At 72.4% G+C, this 15472-nt stretch carries 18 protein-coding genes; 11 read left to right on the top strand and 7 right to left on the bottom strand.

Going from position 1 to position 15472, the window contains the following annotated elements:
- Position 1 precedes the first annotated feature (1 nt).
- Genes IE255_RS08135 through IE255_RS08120 form a run of 4 tightly spaced genes read left to right on the top strand, consistent with a single transcriptional unit; the run spans position 2 to position 3424 of the window.
- Positions 2 to 913 carry an ABC transporter ATP-binding protein gene (locus IE255_RS08135; protein ID WP_190049501.1) on the top strand — a complete coding sequence of 304 codons (912 nt, stop codon included), beginning with the start codon at positions 2 to 4 and terminating at the stop codon, positions 911 to 913.
- Complete coding sequence (locus tag IE255_RS08130) at positions 910 to 1650, top strand: ABC transporter permease (protein WP_190049500.1); 741 nt, start codon at positions 910 to 912, stop codon at positions 1648 to 1650. Before IE255_RS08135 ends, IE255_RS08130 begins: the two co-directional genes overlap by 4 nt.
- Positions 1647 to 2813, top strand: coding sequence for a sensor histidine kinase (locus tag IE255_RS08125; RefSeq protein ID WP_190049499.1), 1167 nt, complete (start codon positions 1647 to 1649; stop codon positions 2811 to 2813). Before IE255_RS08130 ends, IE255_RS08125 begins: the two co-directional genes overlap by 4 nt.
- Complete coding sequence (locus IE255_RS08120) at positions 2810 to 3424, top strand: response regulator transcription factor (protein WP_190049498.1); 615 nt, start codon at positions 2810 to 2812, stop codon at positions 3422 to 3424. Before IE255_RS08125 ends, IE255_RS08120 begins: the two co-directional genes overlap by 4 nt.
- 112 nt (positions 3425 to 3536) lie before the next feature.
- Here the strand turns inward: IE255_RS08120 and IE255_RS08115 are convergent, their stop codons facing one another.
- Together IE255_RS08115 and IE255_RS08110 are read right to left on the bottom strand one after the other, a co-directional pair.
- Complete coding sequence (locus tag IE255_RS08115) at positions 3537 to 4388, bottom strand: transglutaminase family protein (RefSeq protein ID WP_190049497.1); 852 nt, start codon at positions 4386 to 4388, stop codon at positions 3537 to 3539.
- 30 nt (positions 4389 to 4418) lie between these two features.
- Positions 4419 to 5435, bottom strand: a complete 1017-nt coding sequence (locus IE255_RS08110; RefSeq protein ID WP_190049496.1) for a GNAT family N-acetyltransferase — start codon at positions 5433 to 5435, stop codon at positions 4419 to 4421.
- Between the two features lie 140 nt (positions 5436 to 5575).
- Here IE255_RS08110 and fdxA point away from each other — a divergent pair, with 140 nt between their 5' ends.
- Both fdxA and IE255_RS08100 read left to right on the top strand, forming a co-directional pair.
- On the top strand, positions 5576 to 5896 hold the full coding sequence (gene fdxA / locus IE255_RS08105; protein ID WP_018089397.1) for a ferredoxin: 321 nt from the start codon (positions 5576 to 5578) through the stop codon (positions 5894 to 5896).
- A gap of 121 nt (positions 5897 to 6017) precedes the next feature.
- Positions 6018 to 7109 (top strand): bifunctional succinyldiaminopimelate transaminase/glutamate-prephenate aminotransferase, encoded by a 1092-nt coding sequence (locus IE255_RS08100; RefSeq protein ID WP_190049495.1) that lies wholly within the window; start codon positions 6018 to 6020, stop codon positions 7107 to 7109.
- A gap of 76 nt (positions 7110 to 7185) precedes the next feature.
- Here IE255_RS08100 and IE255_RS08095 read toward each other — a convergent pair whose 3' ends face one another.
- On the bottom strand, positions 7186 to 7632 hold the full coding sequence (locus IE255_RS08095; RefSeq protein ID WP_190049494.1) for an ATP-binding protein: 447 nt from the start codon (positions 7630 to 7632) through the stop codon (positions 7186 to 7188).
- A 347-nt stretch (positions 7633 to 7979) separates the two neighbouring features.
- A complete protein-coding gene (locus IE255_RS08090) occupies positions 7980 to 8963 on the bottom strand; it encodes a heavy metal transporter (protein WP_190049493.1) in 984 nt (327 codons plus the stop codon).
- Positions 8964 to 9048: 85 nt separating this feature from the next.
- Between IE255_RS08090 and dapE the strand changes: the two genes are divergently transcribed.
- Both dapE and IE255_RS08080 read left to right on the top strand, forming a co-directional pair.
- Positions 9049 to 10128: a succinyl-diaminopimelate desuccinylase gene (dapE, locus tag IE255_RS08085; protein ID WP_190049492.1), complete on the top strand. Its 1080-nt coding sequence runs from the start codon at positions 9049 to 9051 to the stop codon at positions 10126 to 10128.
- 118 nt (positions 10129 to 10246) lie between these two features.
- On the top strand, positions 10247 to 11005 hold the full coding sequence (locus IE255_RS08080; protein ID WP_190049491.1) for an LOG family protein: 759 nt from the start codon (positions 10247 to 10249) through the stop codon (positions 11003 to 11005).
- Between the two features lie 47 nt (positions 11006 to 11052).
- Here IE255_RS08080 and folP read toward each other — a convergent pair whose 3' ends face one another.
- Positions 11053 to 11913 (bottom strand): dihydropteroate synthase, encoded by an 861-nt coding sequence (folP, locus tag IE255_RS08075; protein ID WP_190049490.1) that lies wholly within the window; start codon positions 11911 to 11913, stop codon positions 11053 to 11055.
- Positions 11914 to 12057: 144 nt separating this feature from the next.
- Between folP and IE255_RS08070 the strand changes: the two genes are divergently transcribed.
- Positions 12058 to 12447, top strand: a complete 390-nt coding sequence (locus IE255_RS08070; protein ID WP_190049489.1) for a DivIVA domain-containing protein — start codon at positions 12058 to 12060, stop codon at positions 12445 to 12447.
- Complete coding sequence (locus IE255_RS08065; protein WP_190049488.1) at positions 12444 to 13028, top strand: DNA-3-methyladenine glycosylase I; 585 nt, start codon at positions 12444 to 12446, stop codon at positions 13026 to 13028. The genes IE255_RS08070 and IE255_RS08065 overlap by 4 nt, the downstream gene beginning before the upstream one ends.
- A gap of 67 nt (positions 13029 to 13095) precedes the next feature.
- Here the strand turns inward: IE255_RS08065 and chcB are convergent, their stop codons facing one another.
- The gene (chcB, locus tag IE255_RS08060; RefSeq protein WP_190049487.1) at positions 13096 to 13899 is read right to left on the bottom strand and encodes a 2-cyclohexenylcarbonyl CoA isomerase; all 804 of its coding nucleotides are present in this window, start codon (positions 13897 to 13899) and stop codon (positions 13096 to 13098) included.
- A gap of 385 nt (positions 13900 to 14284) precedes the next feature.
- On the opposite strand from chcB, the gene IE255_RS08055 reads away from it, so the two are divergent.
- Entirely contained in the window at positions 14285 to 14452 is a 168-nt protein-coding gene (locus IE255_RS08055; RefSeq protein WP_003966491.1) for a DUF3117 domain-containing protein, read from the top strand.
- Between the two features lie 118 nt (positions 14453 to 14570).
- Here the strand turns inward: IE255_RS08055 and IE255_RS08050 are convergent, their stop codons facing one another.
- Positions 14571 to 15269 carry an O-methyltransferase gene (locus tag IE255_RS08050; protein WP_308280866.1) on the bottom strand — a complete coding sequence of 233 codons (699 nt, stop codon included), beginning with the start codon at positions 15267 to 15269 and terminating at the stop codon, positions 14571 to 14573.
- Between the last annotated feature and the right edge of the window lie 203 nt (positions 15270 to 15472).

The following is a 15472-nucleotide window of genomic DNA, read 5'->3' as shown; positions in this document are numbered from 1 at the left end:
TATGACAACGACAGCCTCGGTGGTCGCCTTCGACCAGGTGAGCAAGGCATACGACGCCGTCCGGGCCGTGGACGCACTGACCCTGGCCCTGCGCCCGGGGGAGACCGTGGCGCTGCTGGGCCCCAACGGCGCCGGCAAGTCGACCGCCCTCGACCTGCTCCTCGGCCTGAAGAAGCCAGACAGCGGCACGGTCCGCCTCTTCGGCACCGGCCCCCGGGAGGCCATCGTGGCCGGGCGCGTGGGCGCCATGCTGCAGAGCGGCGGGCTGATGGACGGGGTGACGGTCGCCGAACTCGTGCGGCTCGCCTGCGCCCTGCACCCGAAGCCGTACCGGCCGTCCGAGGTCCTGGCCCGCGCGGGCATTGCGCAGCTCGCCGACCGCAGGGTCGACAAGCTCTCCGGCGGCCAGGCGCAGCGCGTCCGCTTCGCCCTGGCCACCGCAGGTGAGAGCGACCTCATCGTCCTGGACGAGCCCACCACCGGCATGGACGTCACCACCCGCCAGGCCTTCTGGGCCACCATGCGCGAGCAGGCCGGCCAGGGCCGGACCGTCCTCTTCGCCACCCACTACCTCGAAGAGGCCGACGCCGCCGCCGACCGGGTCCTCGTCCTGCACCGCGGCCGGCTCCTCGCCGACGGCACGGCCGCCGAGATCAAGGCCAGGGCGGGCGCCCGCCGCATCTCCTTCGATCTGGAGGGCGCCATCGACCGACCCGCCCTGCGTGCCCTGCCCTTCCTGACCGCGCTCGACGTCTCCGGCCGGACCGTCCGCATCCGGTCCTCCGACGCCGACGCCACCGTCCACGCCCTGTACGGCCTCGGCGTCTACCCCCGCAATCTGGAAGTCGCCGGGCTCGGCCTGGAGCAGGCCTTCGTCGCCCTCACCACCGCCGAGGAGGCGAAGTCCAGGTGAACAGCCTGATCAAGCTGGAACTCACCCGCGCCCTGCGCAACCGCAAGTTCCTGTTCTTCTCGGTGATCTACCCGTCGGTCCTGTTCCTGATCATCGCCGGCAACGCCGACAGCACCGCGCAGGTCCCCGGCACCGGCCTGACCCTCCCGACCTACATGATGGTCTCCATGGCCTCCTTCGGCGCTCTCACGGCCGTCCTCATGGGCAACAGCGAGCGCATCGCCAAGGAGCGCGAGGGCGGCTGGGTACGGCAGCTGCGCCTGACCACGCTGCCGGGCCGCGGCTACGTCCTCGCCAAGACCGCGAGCGCGGCCGTCGTCAGCCTGCCGTCCCTCGTCATCGTCTTCGTGATCGCGGCGGCCGTGAAGGACGTACGCCTGGACGCCTGGCAGTGGCTCGCCCTGACCGGCGCGATCTGGGCCGGCAGCCTCGTCTTCGCCGCGCTCGGCGTCGCCATCGGCTACCTGGCCAGTGGGGACGCCGTCCGCCCGATCACCATGATCACCTACTTCGGCCTGTCGCTGCTGGGCGGCCTGTGGATGCCCACGACGACCTTCCCGGCCTGGCTCCAGGACATCGCGAAGTGGCTGCCCACGCACGCGTACGCTGCCCTGGGGCAGGCCATCGAACAGAGCCGCGCCCCGCACGTCCAGGACGTCGCCGTCCTCGTGGTGTCCTTCGCCCTGTTCGCGGGCGGCGCGGCTTGGCTGTACCGGAAGGACACCTTGAAGGCGTGAGCGGCGTCGGGGTCGGCATCGGGCAGCGCCCGGTGAACCGCAGGCAGCGGATCGTGAAGTCGCTGTGGACCGGCGTCTGGCTGGTCTACCTGAGCGCGCCCGTGAGCGACCTGCTGCACGGCGGGCACGGCACGGGCGTCCGCGTCCTCGGCTGGATCGGCCTGGCCGCGTTCGTCACCTGGTACATGGTGCTGCTCTTCCGCACCGGCCGCGGCGAGCGCAACGCCCTGGTGCTCGGCTCGCTCGGGGTGCTCGCCGCCCAGTCCACGCTGCTCGCGCTCACCCTGGGCCGCGAGTGGCTGGTGCTGTTCGTCTACGTCTCGATCGCGTCCGGGGCGGCCCTGCCCCTGCGCCTGGCCCGCTGGACCATCCCGGCCGCGTGCGCGCTGCTGACCGCCGTCGGGCTCGCGGCCCGGGACGGCCACGCGTACCTGGCCGGCCTCCTCGTCCCGGCGCTGCTCGGCGGCTTCGCGATGACCGGCGTACGCGAACTCGTCCGGACGACCGTCGCGCTGCGCGAGGCCCGCGCCACCGTCGCCCAGCTCGCCGCCAACGAGGAGCGCCTGCGGCTGGCCAGGGACCTGCACGACCTGCTCGGCCACTCGCTCTCCCTGATCACGCTCAAGAGCGAGCTGGCCGGCCGGATGCTGCCCGCCCACCCCGACGAGGCGGCCCGGCAGATCGCCGACATCGAGCAGGTCAGCCGCCAGGCCCTCGTCGACGTGCGCGAGGCCGTCACCGGCTACCGCCGACCCCGCCTGAGCGCCGAACTCGCCGGTGCCCGGGTCGCCCTGGCCGCGGCCGGCGTCCTGCCCGAACTGCCCGCCGACCCCGACCTCGCGGACGTCCCCGAGGAGAGCGAGACCGCCCTCGCCTGGGCGCTGCGCGAGGCGGTCACCAACGTCGTACGGCACAGCGGCGCCCGCCGCTGCACGGTCGAGCTGCTGCACCGCCGGACCCTCGACGGCCCGCTGCTGGAACTCACCGTCGAGGACAACGGCTCGGGCGGCCCGGGCCGCGGCCACGGCAACGGCCTCACGGGCCTCACCGAACGCCTCGCCAAGGCGGGCGGCACCCTGGAGGCGGGCCCGCTCAAGGGCGGTTTCCGCCTGGTCGCCCGCGTGCCCGCGGCCGGTGCGGCGGACGTAGGATCCCCGGCATGAGCCGCACGATCAGGGTCCTGCTGGCCGAGGACCAGTCGATGGTCCGCGAGGCCCTGGCCGCCCTGCTCGGCCTGGATGAGGACATCGAGGTCGTCGCCCAGGTGGCCCGCGGCGACGAGGTCCTGCCGGCGGCCCGCGCACACGCCGTCGACGTGGCCCTCCTGGACATCGAGATGCCCGGCGCGACGGGCATCGAGGCCGCGGCCCGCCTGCACGCGGAACTCCCGGCCGTGAAGCTGGTCATCCTCACCACCTTCGGCCGCCCCGGCCACCTCCGCAGCGCCATGGAGTCCGGCGCCGACGCCTTCCTGGTCAAGGACGCCCCCGCCGCCCAGCTGGCCGAGGCGATCCGCAAGGTCCTGACCGGCGAACGCGTCATCGACCCGACGCTCGCGGCGGCGGCCCTGGCGGAGGGCGCGAACCCTCTGACGGACCGCGAGCGCGAGGTCCTCCGCGCAGCGGCCGACGGCTCCACCAACGCCGAACTGGCCACCACCCTGCACCTCTCCCAGGGCACGGTCCGGAACTACCTCTCCACGGCGATCCAGAAACTTGCGGTGCGCAACCGAGCGGAGGCGGTCCGGGTGGCACGAGACAAGGGCTGGTTGTAGAGGCTCTTTTGGGGGCGCGGGGCTGTGCCGATATGCGGCTCCGCCGCGTGGGCGCGAACAACCACGACGAACCCGCAGCGCCGGAGAACACGAAGCCCCACGGCGAGAACGCTCAGTTCAACATCGCCCGGGCCGCCAAAGCCTCCCCCCGCACCCGCTCGGCCGCAGCCTCATCCACGACCTCCACCACCTCCGCGTAGGCCTCCAGCTCCAAGGCCCCACCCAGGAAATCCCCCCGCTGCACCAGCAGCCGCGCCCGCTCGTACCGCAACCGAGCCGGATGCGACGGCAGCAGCAACGACAGCTCGACCGCCCACAACGCCACGTCCGACCGCTCGGGCCGGGCCGCCGCCCACGCCCGCACGTTGTTCAGGATCCGCAGCACCACATCCAGCGGATCGGCCGGCCGCAGCATCGCCGCGTCCAGCTGCGCCCCCGTCGCCCCGGCCACCAGCAACTCCGCGTCCGGCCCGCTCAGCACCCGCCCCCCGTCGAACGGGTCCGCCAGCACCTGGCCCTCCTCGGGCCCGAACCCGACCACGAAATGCCCCGGCAGCGCCACGCCGTACACCGGCGCCCCGGCCCGCCGGGCCACCTCCATCCACACCACGGACAACAGGATCGGCAACCCCCTGCGCCGCACCAGCACCTCATGCAACAGCGAGGACTCCAGCCGCCGGTAGTCGGCCGGGGTGCCGTGAAAGCCCATCCGGTCACCGAGCAGCTCCCGCAGGGCGACCGCCCACTCCCGCGGCCCGCCGGGCCGGTACGGCAGCAGCCCGGCCAGCCGGTCCAGCTCGACCTGGGCGGCGTCGATGCCCGCCTCGTCCAGCGCCCCGTCCGCCTCCGCGCCCACCAGCAGGCACAGCGCCGACAGATCGGGCCGCTCGGACCGGGCCTCTTCGGCGAACCGCCGCCGCAGCTCGGCGGAACGCTCCGGGGGCGGTGGATACGGGGGACGCATAGCTGGCTGGTGCCCTCTCACGACGATCGATTACCGGCCGGTGCCGCCGGCGTCCGGCGCCCGGTAGTGGTGGTAGGCGTGGTGCGCGGCGAAGCCCATCCCGGCGTACAGCGCCCGCGCCTCCGCGTTCTCGGCCTCCACCTGGAGCCACGCGGCCGACGCGCCCTCGTCGAGGGCCCGGCGGGCCAGCGCCGCCATCACGGCCGTCCCCAGCCCCTGCCGTCGCAGCTCCGGATCGACCTCGACCGCGGCGAACCCGGCCCACCGCCCGTCGACGACACACCGCCCGATGGCGGCCGGAGGCGCCCCCTCCACGGCACCGGGCACGGTCGCGAACCACACCGACGGCCCACTCCCGAGCACCCGCAGCGCCACCTCGCTCAGGCCCTTGCGCTGATACCGGGCCAGCCACCCCTCGCCGGCCTCCCGGGACAGCACGACCCCCGCCGGGTCGCCCCGGTCGGCCACCGGCGCCAGCGCCCCGACCCACAGCTCGGCCGTCACCTCCGGCACCCAGCCCCGCTCCTCCAGCTCGGCGCAGAGCAGCTCCTGCGTGCCCTCGGCACCGGTCGCGGTCTGCACGTAGGCGGGCAGTCCGCGCTCGCGGTACCACCGCCGGACCACGCCGAGCGCCTCATCCAGGGGCAGGCCCGGGTCGCCCAGCGGCAGCACCGAATTGGCCCGTCGCGTGAACCCGGACGCGGCCCGCAGCTCCCAGTCCCCGAGCCGCTCGCTCTCCACGGGCCGCCAGGCCCGCGCGGCGACCCGGGCCAGTTCGTCGTAGGAGGCGGCCGGGCCACGGCGACGCGCCGGGGCGGCGGGCACCACCTTGCCCGCGACCAGCGCGGATTCCGCTATACGGACGCGCTCGCCGTCCTTCCGTGTGATCAGCAGCACACCCTTGTCCCATGATGTGAGAACACCCACCGTGTCAGTGAACTTCTCACCCGGAGCCGCATGTTCGATCATGGTCCGTACGGAGACCCGTTTGCCCACGTCAGCAGCGGTGATGCGGACCTCGAGTCGCCCGGCGGCAGAGATTTCCACAGGTCAGTTCACCCCTCCTGTTCGGATCATGCCCAGGAACGGAGATACTAGGGGCGGGCATCGACGACGCCGCGCTCCCGCGCGCCAGGCGGCGGAGCCTGAGGAGGCCCGCCAGCGCCCTATCGAGGAGGAACGACAGCGTGACCTACGTCATCGCGCAGCCTTGTGTCGACGTCAAGGACAAGGCGTGCATCGAGGAGTGCCCGGTCGACTGCATCTACGAGGGCTCCAGGTCCTTGTACATCCACCCGGACGAATGCGTCGACTGTGGTGCCTGTGAGCCGGTCTGCCCGGTCGAGGCGATCTTCTACGAGGACGACACTCCGGAGGAGTGGAAGGACTACTACAAGGCGAACGTCGAGTTCTTCGACGAGCTCGGCTCGCCCGGCGGCGCCAGCAAGCTGGGGCTGATCGAGCGCGACCACCCCTTCATCGCCGCGCTGCCGCCGCAGAACCAGTAAGAGCGGCCCGCAGCAGCGCCGCCTCGGTCCCGTACGGCCCGATCAGCCCGCTGATCGCCGTACGGGGCCGAGGCGTTTGCCGTAGCCCGGCTCGTCCGTACCAGAAAGTGAGCCAGCACCCGTGTCCGCAGTCTCCGACCGTCTCCCCACCTTCCCCTGGGACAAGCTGACGCCGTACAAGGCCACGGCCGCCGCCCACCCGGACGGCATCGTCGACCTGTCCGTCGGCACCCCGGTCGACCCGGTCCCCGAGCTGATCCAGAAGGCGCTGGTCGCCGCGGCGGACTCCCCGGGCTATCCGACCGTCTGGGGCACGCCCGAGCTGCGCGACGCGATCACCGGCTGGGTGGAGCGCCGCCTCGGCGCCCGGGACGTCACCCACCGCCACGTTCTGCCGATCGTCGGCTCCAAGGAACTCGTCGCCTGGCTCCCGACCCAGCTGGGCCTCGGCCCCGGCGACCGGGTGGCCTACCCGCGCCTGGCCTACCCGACGTACGAGGTCGGCGCCCGCCTGGCCCGCGCCGACTACGAGGCCTACGACGACCCGACCGAGCTGGACCCGGCCGGCCTGAAGCTCCTCTGGCTGAACTCCCCGTCCAACCCGACGGGCAAGGTCCTGTCGAAGGCGGAACTCACCCGGATCGTCGCGTGGGCCCGCGAGCACGGCATCCTGCTCTTCTCCGACGAGTGCTACCTGGAGCTGGGCTGGGAGGCCGACCCCGTCTCGGTGCTGCACCCGGACGTCAACGGCGGCTCGTACGACGGCATCGTGTCCGTGCACTCCCTCTCCAAGCGCTCGAACCTTGCCGGCTACCGCGCGGCCTTCCTGGCCGGCGACCCGGCGGTGCTCGGCCCGCTCCTGGAGATCCGCAAGCACGGCGGCATGATGACGTCCGCGCCGACCCAGGCGGCGGTGGTCGCGGCCCTCGGCGACGACGAGCACGTGCGCGTCCAGCGCGAGCGCTACGCGTCCCGCCGCGAGCTCCTGCGCGAGGCCCTGCTCGCCCACGGCTTCCGCATCGAGCACAGCGAGGCCAGCCTCTACCTGTGGGCCACCCGGGGCGAGTCCTGCTGGGACACGGTCGCCCACCTGGCGGAGCGCGGCATCCTCGTGGCCCCGGGCGACTTCTACGGCCCCGCGGGCGCCGAGTTCGTCCGCGTGGCGCTGACGGCGACGGACGAGAGGGTGGCGGCTGCCGTACGGCGCCTGTGACGAGCTGCCGCGGTGCCGCGCATGCCGAAGGGGCCCAGGGAAGCTCCCTGGACCCCTTCGGTCGTCCGGACCCGGGTCAGCCGACCGGCAGGCCCTGCACCGGCAGCGAGTCGGCGGACGGCACGCCACCCTTCGTCAGGGAGTCCGTCGGCAGCCCGCCCTGGGCCGAACCGGCCGCGTCACCGACGAGCTGACCGGCGGAACCGGCCGCGTCACCGGCCGCCTTCTGCGCCACGGGGGTGGTCTTCTTGACGGCCTTGCCGCCGGTCTTGCCCGCGGCCGGAACGGCCTTCTTGACGGTCTTGCCGCCGGTGTCACCCGCGGACTTGGTGACGTTCTGGGCCGCGCCGTCGACGGTGTTGCCGACGTTCGCCCCGTCCACGGCGGTCAGCCCGCTGAGGTTCGGGGTGGCCGGCAGCTCGGGGGCCGCGCTGGCGGAGCCGGCCGCACCGACCCCGGCAGCCGCTCCCGCAGCGACGATCAGCGCGGCACGGGCGATCCGGCGGGTCAGGGGGAGGGACATGGTGCTCCTTCGACGGGAGAGAACAGTGAGGTTCGTGAAGTGTCCGTCCGCGTCCAGGAGTTGATCGACTGGCTGTTGATCGCCCCGGCTCGGACGCAGTGACTACCGCTCGAAGCTCGCGAAGGTTGCGGCGCCGCAACGTAAAGAGTTGGTAATGCGTCGCATTATCGGCTGCGGATAAAAACGGGCAAAGAGGCCTCCGCCGGAAAGCCCGCCGAATCCTTCCAGCCCTTTGTTCCCAAGGGTTCTCATGGATGGCCGGGTAGGGGCGCGAAAACCCGCGCCCGCCGCCCCCGGCGCGTCCCTCGGGTAACCCTCAAGAGTGAGCCCCCGCACCCCTGCGCGAGCTAGCCCATCGTGACGATACGGACCGCGTCCGCGCCCCGCTGCGCCCCCGCGGTGCCCTTCACCGGGGCGTCCCGCCACTCGCTGGCGGTGTTCCCGGCGACCCACTCCCGCCCCGCGTACGTGACCCGCGCGATGTGCAGCTCGGAGGCGTTGGCCACGGCCCAGTGCGCCAGCTGCCAGCCGCGCTGCTCCAGGCTCCGCCCGCCGGCCGCACTCGTGTCGGCGGCCACCGGCAGCGTCACGGTCCGGTCGCCGTCCCCGTCCGTGGCGCTCGGGGACGGCGTCGGCGTGGCCGCCGAGGAGGCGCCCACCTGGGCACCGGCCGGCTCCAGCACATCGCGCCCGAAGTCCCGCGCGAGCGCGGCCCGCACCCCGTCCGGGCCTGTCGCCCGGGTCGCGGCCGGGCGGCCCTCGCAGGTCAGCGTGGCCGCGGACTGCCCGGTGAGGGCCGCGGCGAGCAGCGCGGCGTCCGGCTCGTGCTTGGCGTAGGCCTGCGGGAAACCGCTGCGCTGCACGCGCTGCGCGGCGACCGTGAGCGGCAGCCGCGTGTAGCCGGGCACCTTGACCAGATGGTCGTAGAACTCGCCCGCCGCGTACGTCGGGTCCATGATCTCCTTCGGCGTGCCCCAGCCCTGCGAGGGCCGCTGCTGGAACAGGCCGAGGGAGTCCCGGTCGCCGTGGCTGATGTTGCGCAGGCTCGACTCCTGGAGCGCGGTCGCGAGGGCGATGGTCACGGCCCGCTCCGGCAGGCCGCGCGCGGTGCCCACGGCGGTGATCGTCGCCGCGTTCACGGCCTGCTCGGGCGTGAACTCGTACGACGCCCCGTCTCCCTTGCCGGAGACGACGGTGCAGCCCGGCCCGCCTGTGCCCCCGGTGACGTACTGGACGACGAGGTAACCGGCGATCGCGAGCAGGATCACGAACGCGGACCCGCATCGGAAGAGGCGGCCGCGACGCTTGGGAGGAGAGGACGGCTCTGGCACGCCGTACAAGGTACTGGAGAGTACGGAGTGCCATGTGCCGGGTGGGGACAGTGCGCACAGAGGCTGGCGCGTTAGGGTCGACGGCATGGCCGACACCTCGCTTGACCTCACGCTGGACGCCGCGGAGCTCACCGCCCGGCTCGTCGACTTCCGCTCCGAGAGCGGCACCGAGAAGCCGCTCGCGGACGCGATCGAGACCGCGCTGCGCGCGCTGCCCCACCTGACGGTCGAGCGGTTCGGCAACAACGTCGTGGCGCGGACGAACCTGGGCCGTCCGGAGCGGGTGATCCTGGCCGGCCACATCGACACCGTCCCGATCGCCGGCAACGTCCCCTCCCGGCTCGACGAGGACGGCGTCCTGTGGGGCTGCGGCACCTGCGACATGAAGTCCGGCGTCGCCGTGCAGCTGCGCATCGCGGCCACGGTCCCGGCCCCCAACCGCGACCTGACCTTCGTCTTCTACGACAACGAGGAGGTCGCCGCGGAGCTGAACGGCCTCAAGCACGTCTCCGAGGCGCACCCCGAGTGGCTGGAGGGCGACTTCGCGGTGCTGCTGGAACCGTCGGACGGCCAGGTCGAGGGCGGCTGCCAGGGCACGCTGCGGGTGCTGCTGAAGACGAGGGGCGAGCGGGCCCACTCGGCACGCGGCTGGATGGGCTCCAACGCGATCCACGCGGCGGCCCCGATCCTCGCCCGCCTCGCCTCCTACGAGCCGCGCTGGCCGGTCATCGACGGCCTGGAGTACCGCGAGGGCCTGAACGCGGTGGGCATCACCGGGGGAGTGGCCGGCAACGTGATCCCCGACGAGTGCGTCGTCACCGTCAACTTCCGCTACGCGCCCGACCGTACGCCCGAGGAGGCCGTGGCCCACGTCCGTGAGGTCTTCGCGGACTGCGGCGTCGAGGAGTTCGAGGTCGTCGACCACAGCGGCGCGGCGATGCCGGGCCTGTCCCATCCGGCGGCGAAGGCGTTCATCGAGGCGGTGGGCGGCACCCCGATGCCGAAGTACGGCTGGACGGACGTCTCCCGCTTCTCGGCCCTGGGCGTCCCGGCGGTCAACTACGGCCCGGGCAACCCCCACTTGGCGCACAAGCGGGACGAGCGCGTGGAGGTCGCGAAGATCCTCGCGGGCGAGGAGCGGCTGAGGAACTGGCTGACCGCCTGACCGGCCGGGACACCATCGTGTTTACGGCGCTTCATCGCGGACATGCTCACGTCCCTCGTTCGTAACCCGCGTAGATCTACGCTGAGGCGGAACGACAGGCACGACGGAGGGAGCGCACATGGCGACCGGCAACCCCGAGGGGAAGAAGCAGCCGCCGGAGGAACAGCGCCTGGGCCCGGTCCTCCGCAGGCGGGGTCAGGTGCAGGCCAGCACCACCGACCAGCGGCTGCTGGACGCGGGCGGGCCCTCGGACTGGGTCCACACGGACCCCTGGCGCGTGCTGCGCATCCAGTCGGAGTTCATCGAGGGCTTCGGCACGCTCGCGGAGCTCCCCCCGGCGATCAGCGTGTTCGGCTCGGCCCGGACCCCGGCGGACTCCCCCGAGTACGAGGCCGGCGTCCGGCTCGGCCGGGGCCTGGTGGACGCGGGCTTCGCGGTCATCACGGGCGGCGGCCCGGGCGCGATGGAGGCGGCCAACAAGGGCGCCGTCGAGGCGAGCGGCATCTCGGTCGGCCTGGGCATCGAGCTGCCCTTCGAGCAGGGACTGAACCCGTACGTCGACATCGGCCTGAACTTCCGCTACTTCTTCGTGCGGAAGATGATGTTCGTCAAGTACGCCCAGGGCTTCGTCGTCCTGCCCGGCGGCCTCGGCACCCTCGACGAACTCTTCGAGGCCCTCACCCTCGTCCAGACCCAGAAGGTCACCCGCTTCCCCATCGTCCTCTTCGGCACGGAGTACTGGGGCGGCCTGGTGGACTGGCTCCGCGAGACGGTCATCGCCCAGGGCAAGGCGGCGGAGAAGGACCTGCTCCTGTTCCACGTGACGGACGACGTGGACGAGGCGGTGGCACTGGTGTCGAAGGAGGCGGGGCGGTAGGGGCACAGCTCCGGGGGTCCAGGGGGCGGAGCCCCCTGGTACTTCGGCTAGGCCAACCCGCGTCGGGCGACGGACGGCTCCCGATGCCCCGCGATCGCCGAGACCATGTCCAACACCTGCCGCGTCTCGGCGACCTCGTGCACCCGGTACACCTGCGCCCCCAGCCACGCGGACACGGCCGTCGTCGCCAACGTACCGACCACCCGCTCCTTCACGGGCCGGTCCAAGGTCTCCCCGACGAAGTCCTTGTTGGACAACGACACCAGCACCGGCCACCCCGTGGCGACCATCTCGTCCAGCCTCCGCGTCGCCTCCAGACTGTGCCGCGTGTTCTTCCCGAAGTCATGACCAGGGTCGATCATGATCGACTCCCGCGGCACCCCCAGCGACACGGCCCGCTCGGCCAGCCCGACCGTCACCTCGAGAATGTCGGCCATGACATCGCCGTACTCCACCCGATGCGGACGGGTCCGCGGCTCCGCACCGCCCGCGTGCGTACACACCAGCCCCACCCGATACCGCGCGGCCACCTCCGCCAGCCGGGGATCGACTCCGCCCCACGCGTCGTTCAGCAGGTCCGCCCCGGCCTCGCACACGGCCTCCCCGACCTCGGCCCGCCAGGTGTCCACGCTGATGATCACGTCCGGGAACCGCCGCCGCACCTCCGCCACGAACCCGACCGTCCGCCGGGCCTCCTCCGCGGCCGTGACCTCCTCGCCCGGCCCGGCCTTGACCCCGCCGACGTCGATGATCGCGGCCCCCTCGGCCACCGCCTGCTCCACGCGCGCGAGGGCCGGCTCGTCGCGGAAGGTGGCGCCCTGGTCGTAGAAGGAGTCCGGGGTCCGGTTCACGATCGCCATGATCACCGGCTCGTGCGGCCCGAATTCCCGCCTGCCCAGCCTGAGCATCCGCTGTGACCTTTCCTGGTACGTCCCCGTCTTACGCCGCCTGCGACCCTAACTGTCAGACTCGCATGGCACGATCGGAGCCTGACAACATCCGACTCGGAGGACTCCGAAGAGTCCGATCCATCCGACCGTGGGGGCCCCGCGATGGTTATGTTCCTGTTCCTGGTCGTCGCGCTCGCCGTCGTGGTCGCCGCGGTGACCCTCGCCGTGGTGGGCGGCGGCGAGAACGGCCCGCTGCCCGAGGCCGCCCCCGAGCGGCTGCGGGACCCGCTGCCCCCGGACCGCCCGGTCGACCGCGCGGACGTGGAGAGCCTCCGCTTCCCGCTGGCCGCCCGCGGCTACCGCATGGCGGACGTGGACGACGCGCTCAGCCGCCTGGGCGCCGAGCTCGCCGAACGCGACGCCCGCATCGCCGACCTGGAATCGGCCCTGGCGGGCGCGCGGACGGCCTCCGCGCACGGCCCGATGCACACGCCCGGGGAGCACCACGTCTCCATGGACAAGCCCGCCCCGGGGCAGGAGGACCGGCCGTGAGCGGCGCCGCCGTCGCCGGCCCGGACGGCGCGCCGCGCTGCCCCTGGGCCCTGTTCGCCCCGGAGTACGTGGCGTACCACGACGAGGAGTGGGGCCGCGCGGTCCACGGCGACGACGCGCTCTTCGAGCGCCTCAGCCTGGAGGCCTTCCAGTCCGGCCTGTCCTGGATCACGATCCTGCGCCGCCGCCCCGGCTTCCGCGCCGCCTTCGCCGACTTCAAGATCGCCTCGGTGGCCGCCTTCACCGACGAGGACCGCGAGCGTCTCCTGGCCGACGCCGGCATCATCCGCAACCGCGCCAAGATCGACGCGACCCTCGCCAACGCGCGCGTGCTGGCCGACTGGTCCCCGGGCGAACTGGACGCGCTGATCTGGTCCCACGCCCCCGACCCGGCGACGCGCCCGGCCCCCAAGACGCTCTCCGACGTCCCGCCCGTCACCCCCGAGTCGACGGCCCTGTCCAAGGCGTTGAAGAAGCAGGGCCTGCGCTTCGTCGGCCCGACGACGGCATACGCCCTGATGCAGGCGTGTGGCTTGGTGGACGACCACCTGGAAACCTGCGTCGCCAGAAGCGCCCCCTAGGGGGGCGGGGAACTGCGCGAGCAACCACAGCGCACCCGCACCCGCCGACGGCGCTTCCGCCCCGAACTCACCGGCCCAAATACTTCGGCTTCTCCTTGCTCACAAAAGCCTGCACCGCAATCGCGTGATCCTCAGACGCCCCGGCCCGAGTCTGAAGCTCGTCCTCCTTCTCCAGCGCCTCCTCCAAGGAGTGCGTCAACCCGAACGCCACCGACTCCTTCAACGCCGCGTACGCCACCGTCGGCCCCTCGGCCAACGCCCGCGCCACCTTCTCGGCCTCCGCCCGCAGCTCCCCGCCCGGCACCACCCGGTTGGCGATACCCAGCTCGTACGCCTCCTGCGCGCCGATGCTCCGAGGGAAAAGCAGCAGGTCAGCAGCCCGCCCCGGCCCGACAACCCGCGGCAGCGTCCAGGAGATCCCCGAGTCCGCGGTCAGGGCGACCCCCGCGAACGACGTGTTGAACGCCGCCGTGTCCGCCACGATCCGATAGTCCGCGGCGAGCGCGAAACCGAAGCCCGCCCCGGCCGCCACCCCGTTCACCGCGGCCACGACCGGCTTCGCCGCCCCGGCCAGCGCCCGCACGATCGGGTTGTAGTGCTCCCGCACCGTGCTCATGGTCTGCCCCGAACCGGCCTCCCGGTCCGCGGCCAGCAGCCCGATGTGCTCCTTGAGGTCCTGCCCGACGCAGAACGCCCGGTCACCGGCGGCGGTCAGCAGCACCGCCCGCACGGCGGCGTCGTCCGCCGCCGACCGGACCGCCTCCCGCAGGGCGACCTTGGTCTCCACGTTCAGCGCGTTCATCGCCTCGGGGCGGTTCAGCGTGATCGTCGCGAGTCCGTCGCTCACCTCGTAGAGCACGGTGTCGGCCATGGCGTATCCCCTCCGTGTCGCGGATCGGGGACGTACCGGCTGGTACGTCCCGGGTCGTCAGGACAGCATGACGGAGATCGCCGACCGGGGACCGGACCGGACGTGTGACCTGCGTCAAAGAATTCTCGCCCGGATCCGTTCGGCGGAAGTGTGTGCGGTGGCGGAGTATCGCAGTCTCATCCCCGAATTGAGTGGTTTTGCTCGCGTGCGTTGCCCAAGCGATGCCGACTGATGTTGGTCATCGGGTCCTGAGATGCGGGATAATGGCTTGGAAGCAATGTGTTCGATGCCGGTGTCGCGGGTCCTGTCTCAAGGACCGCACGTGTGCCCTTCTTCAGGGCCGTCGGCTTTGACGATGAGCTGGGTTTCAGGAAGGGGAACGAGCATGGCGGCCATGAAGCCGCGGACGGGTGATGGCCCGCTCGAGGTGACCAAGGAGGGGCGGGGCATCGTCATGCGCGTTCCGCTCGAAGGCGGCGGTCGGCTCGTCGTCGAGCTGACCCCGGACGAGGCCGACGCGCTCGGCGACGCCCTCAAGAAGGTCGTCGGCTGACGCGCAAGCGACCATACCCTTTCAGCTGCCCCGGCATCACATGAGGTGCCGGGGCGGCTGTTTTCTCACCGATGACTTTCGCCTGCCCCGGCTTTCGCCCCACTAACGCGCCAGTCGGCTAGCGTTTCACCGCGCACAGCAGCCCGTCGCCCACCGGCAGCAGCGATGGCACCAGCTCCTGGCTCTCGCGCACCGCGCGCAGCAGCTCCCGCAGCCGCAGCACCTCGGTGGGCTGCGGGCCGGAGTCCACCGTCCGGCCGTTGGCGAAGGCGCCCTCGAAGGCGACCAGCCCGCCGGGGCGCAGCAGACGCAACGATTCAGCGAGGTAGTCCATGACCTCCAGCCGATCGCCGTCGCAGAAGACCAGGTCGTAGCCGGCGTCCGCGAGGCGGGGCAGCACGTCCAGGGCGCGCCCGGGGATGAAGCGGGCCCGGTTGCTGGCGAAGCCGGAGGCGCGGAAGGCCTGGCGGGCGAACTGCTGGTGCTCCGGCTCGGGATCCACCGTCGTCAGCACACCGTCGGGCCGCATACCGTGCAGGAGGTGGATCCCGGAGACGCCGCAGCCGGTCCCGATCTCCGCGACGGCCTTCGCGTCGACGGAGGCGGCCAGCAACCGCAGCGCGGCGCCCGTGCCGGGCGACACCGAGCGCAGCCCTGCCTCGCGGGCCCGGTCCCGGGCCCAGTGCAGCGCTTCGTCCTCGGCGACATAGGCGTCGGCGAACGCCCAGCTCGTCTGCCGGTTGGCGGTAATGACCCTCTCCTGTCCCCGTGAATGCCTGGGCGTGACTGTATCCGTTGGGCGCGGGAACCCGCAGATGGGACCGGTCGTTTAAAGGGAGAAGCGAGTGGCAGCGGCCGGGACGGGGGGCAGGCAGTGGATGAGGACGCCGAGCAAGTGCCGACGCAGCAGTACGAGGCGTATCAGCCCAGATCAAATTCTCGTAAAACCGCTTATCCGGTCCTAACGGGCGAGGTGGCTATGGTAGGGGCTCCACTGGACACCACCAGAGCTGACAGGGG

Origin of the sequence: Streptomyces lomondensis (assembly GCF_014651035.1) — a bacterium.
GTDB lineage: Bacteria > Actinomycetota > Actinomycetes > Streptomycetales > Streptomycetaceae > Streptomyces > Streptomyces lomondensis.
Note: the sequence above shows the minus strand (reverse complement) of the source record. Positions and strands in the feature narration are given on the sequence as shown.

Bases quoted from the DNA above. Each gene is read 5' to 3' on its own strand.
- IE255_RS08120 (WP_190049498.1), top strand. From the start codon at position 2,810: ATGAGCCGCACGATCAGGGTCCTGCTGGCCGAGGACCAGTCGATGGTC.
- IE255_RS08070 (WP_190049489.1), top strand. From the start codon at position 12,058: ATGGTTATGTTCCTGTTCCTGGTCGTCGCGCTCGCCGTCGTGGTCGCC.
- IE255_RS08055 (WP_003966491.1), top strand. From the start codon at position 14,285: ATGGCGGCCATGAAGCCGCGGACGGGTGATGGCCCGCTCGAGGTGACC.
- IE255_RS08135 (WP_190049501.1), top strand. From the start codon at position 2: ATGACAACGACAGCCTCGGTGGTCGCCTTCGACCAGGTGAGCAAGGCA.
- IE255_RS08095 (WP_190049494.1), bottom strand. From the start codon at position 7,632: ATGTCCCTCCCCCTGACCCGCCGGATCGCCCGTGCCGCGCTGATCGTC.
- dapE (WP_190049492.1), top strand. From the start codon at position 9,049: ATGGCCGACACCTCGCTTGACCTCACGCTGGACGCCGCGGAGCTCACC.
- chcB (WP_190049487.1), bottom strand. From the start codon at position 13,899: ATGGCCGACACCGTGCTCTACGAGGTGAGCGACGGACTCGCGACGATC.
- folP (WP_190049490.1), bottom strand. From the start codon at position 11,913: ATGCTCAGGCTGGGCAGGCGGGAATTCGGGCCGCACGAGCCGGTGATC.
- IE255_RS08115 (WP_190049497.1), bottom strand. From the start codon at position 4,388: ATGCGTCCCCCGTATCCACCGCCCCCGGAGCGTTCCGCCGAGCTGCGG.
- IE255_RS08080 (WP_190049491.1), top strand. From the start codon at position 10,247: ATGGCGACCGGCAACCCCGAGGGGAAGAAGCAGCCGCCGGAGGAACAG.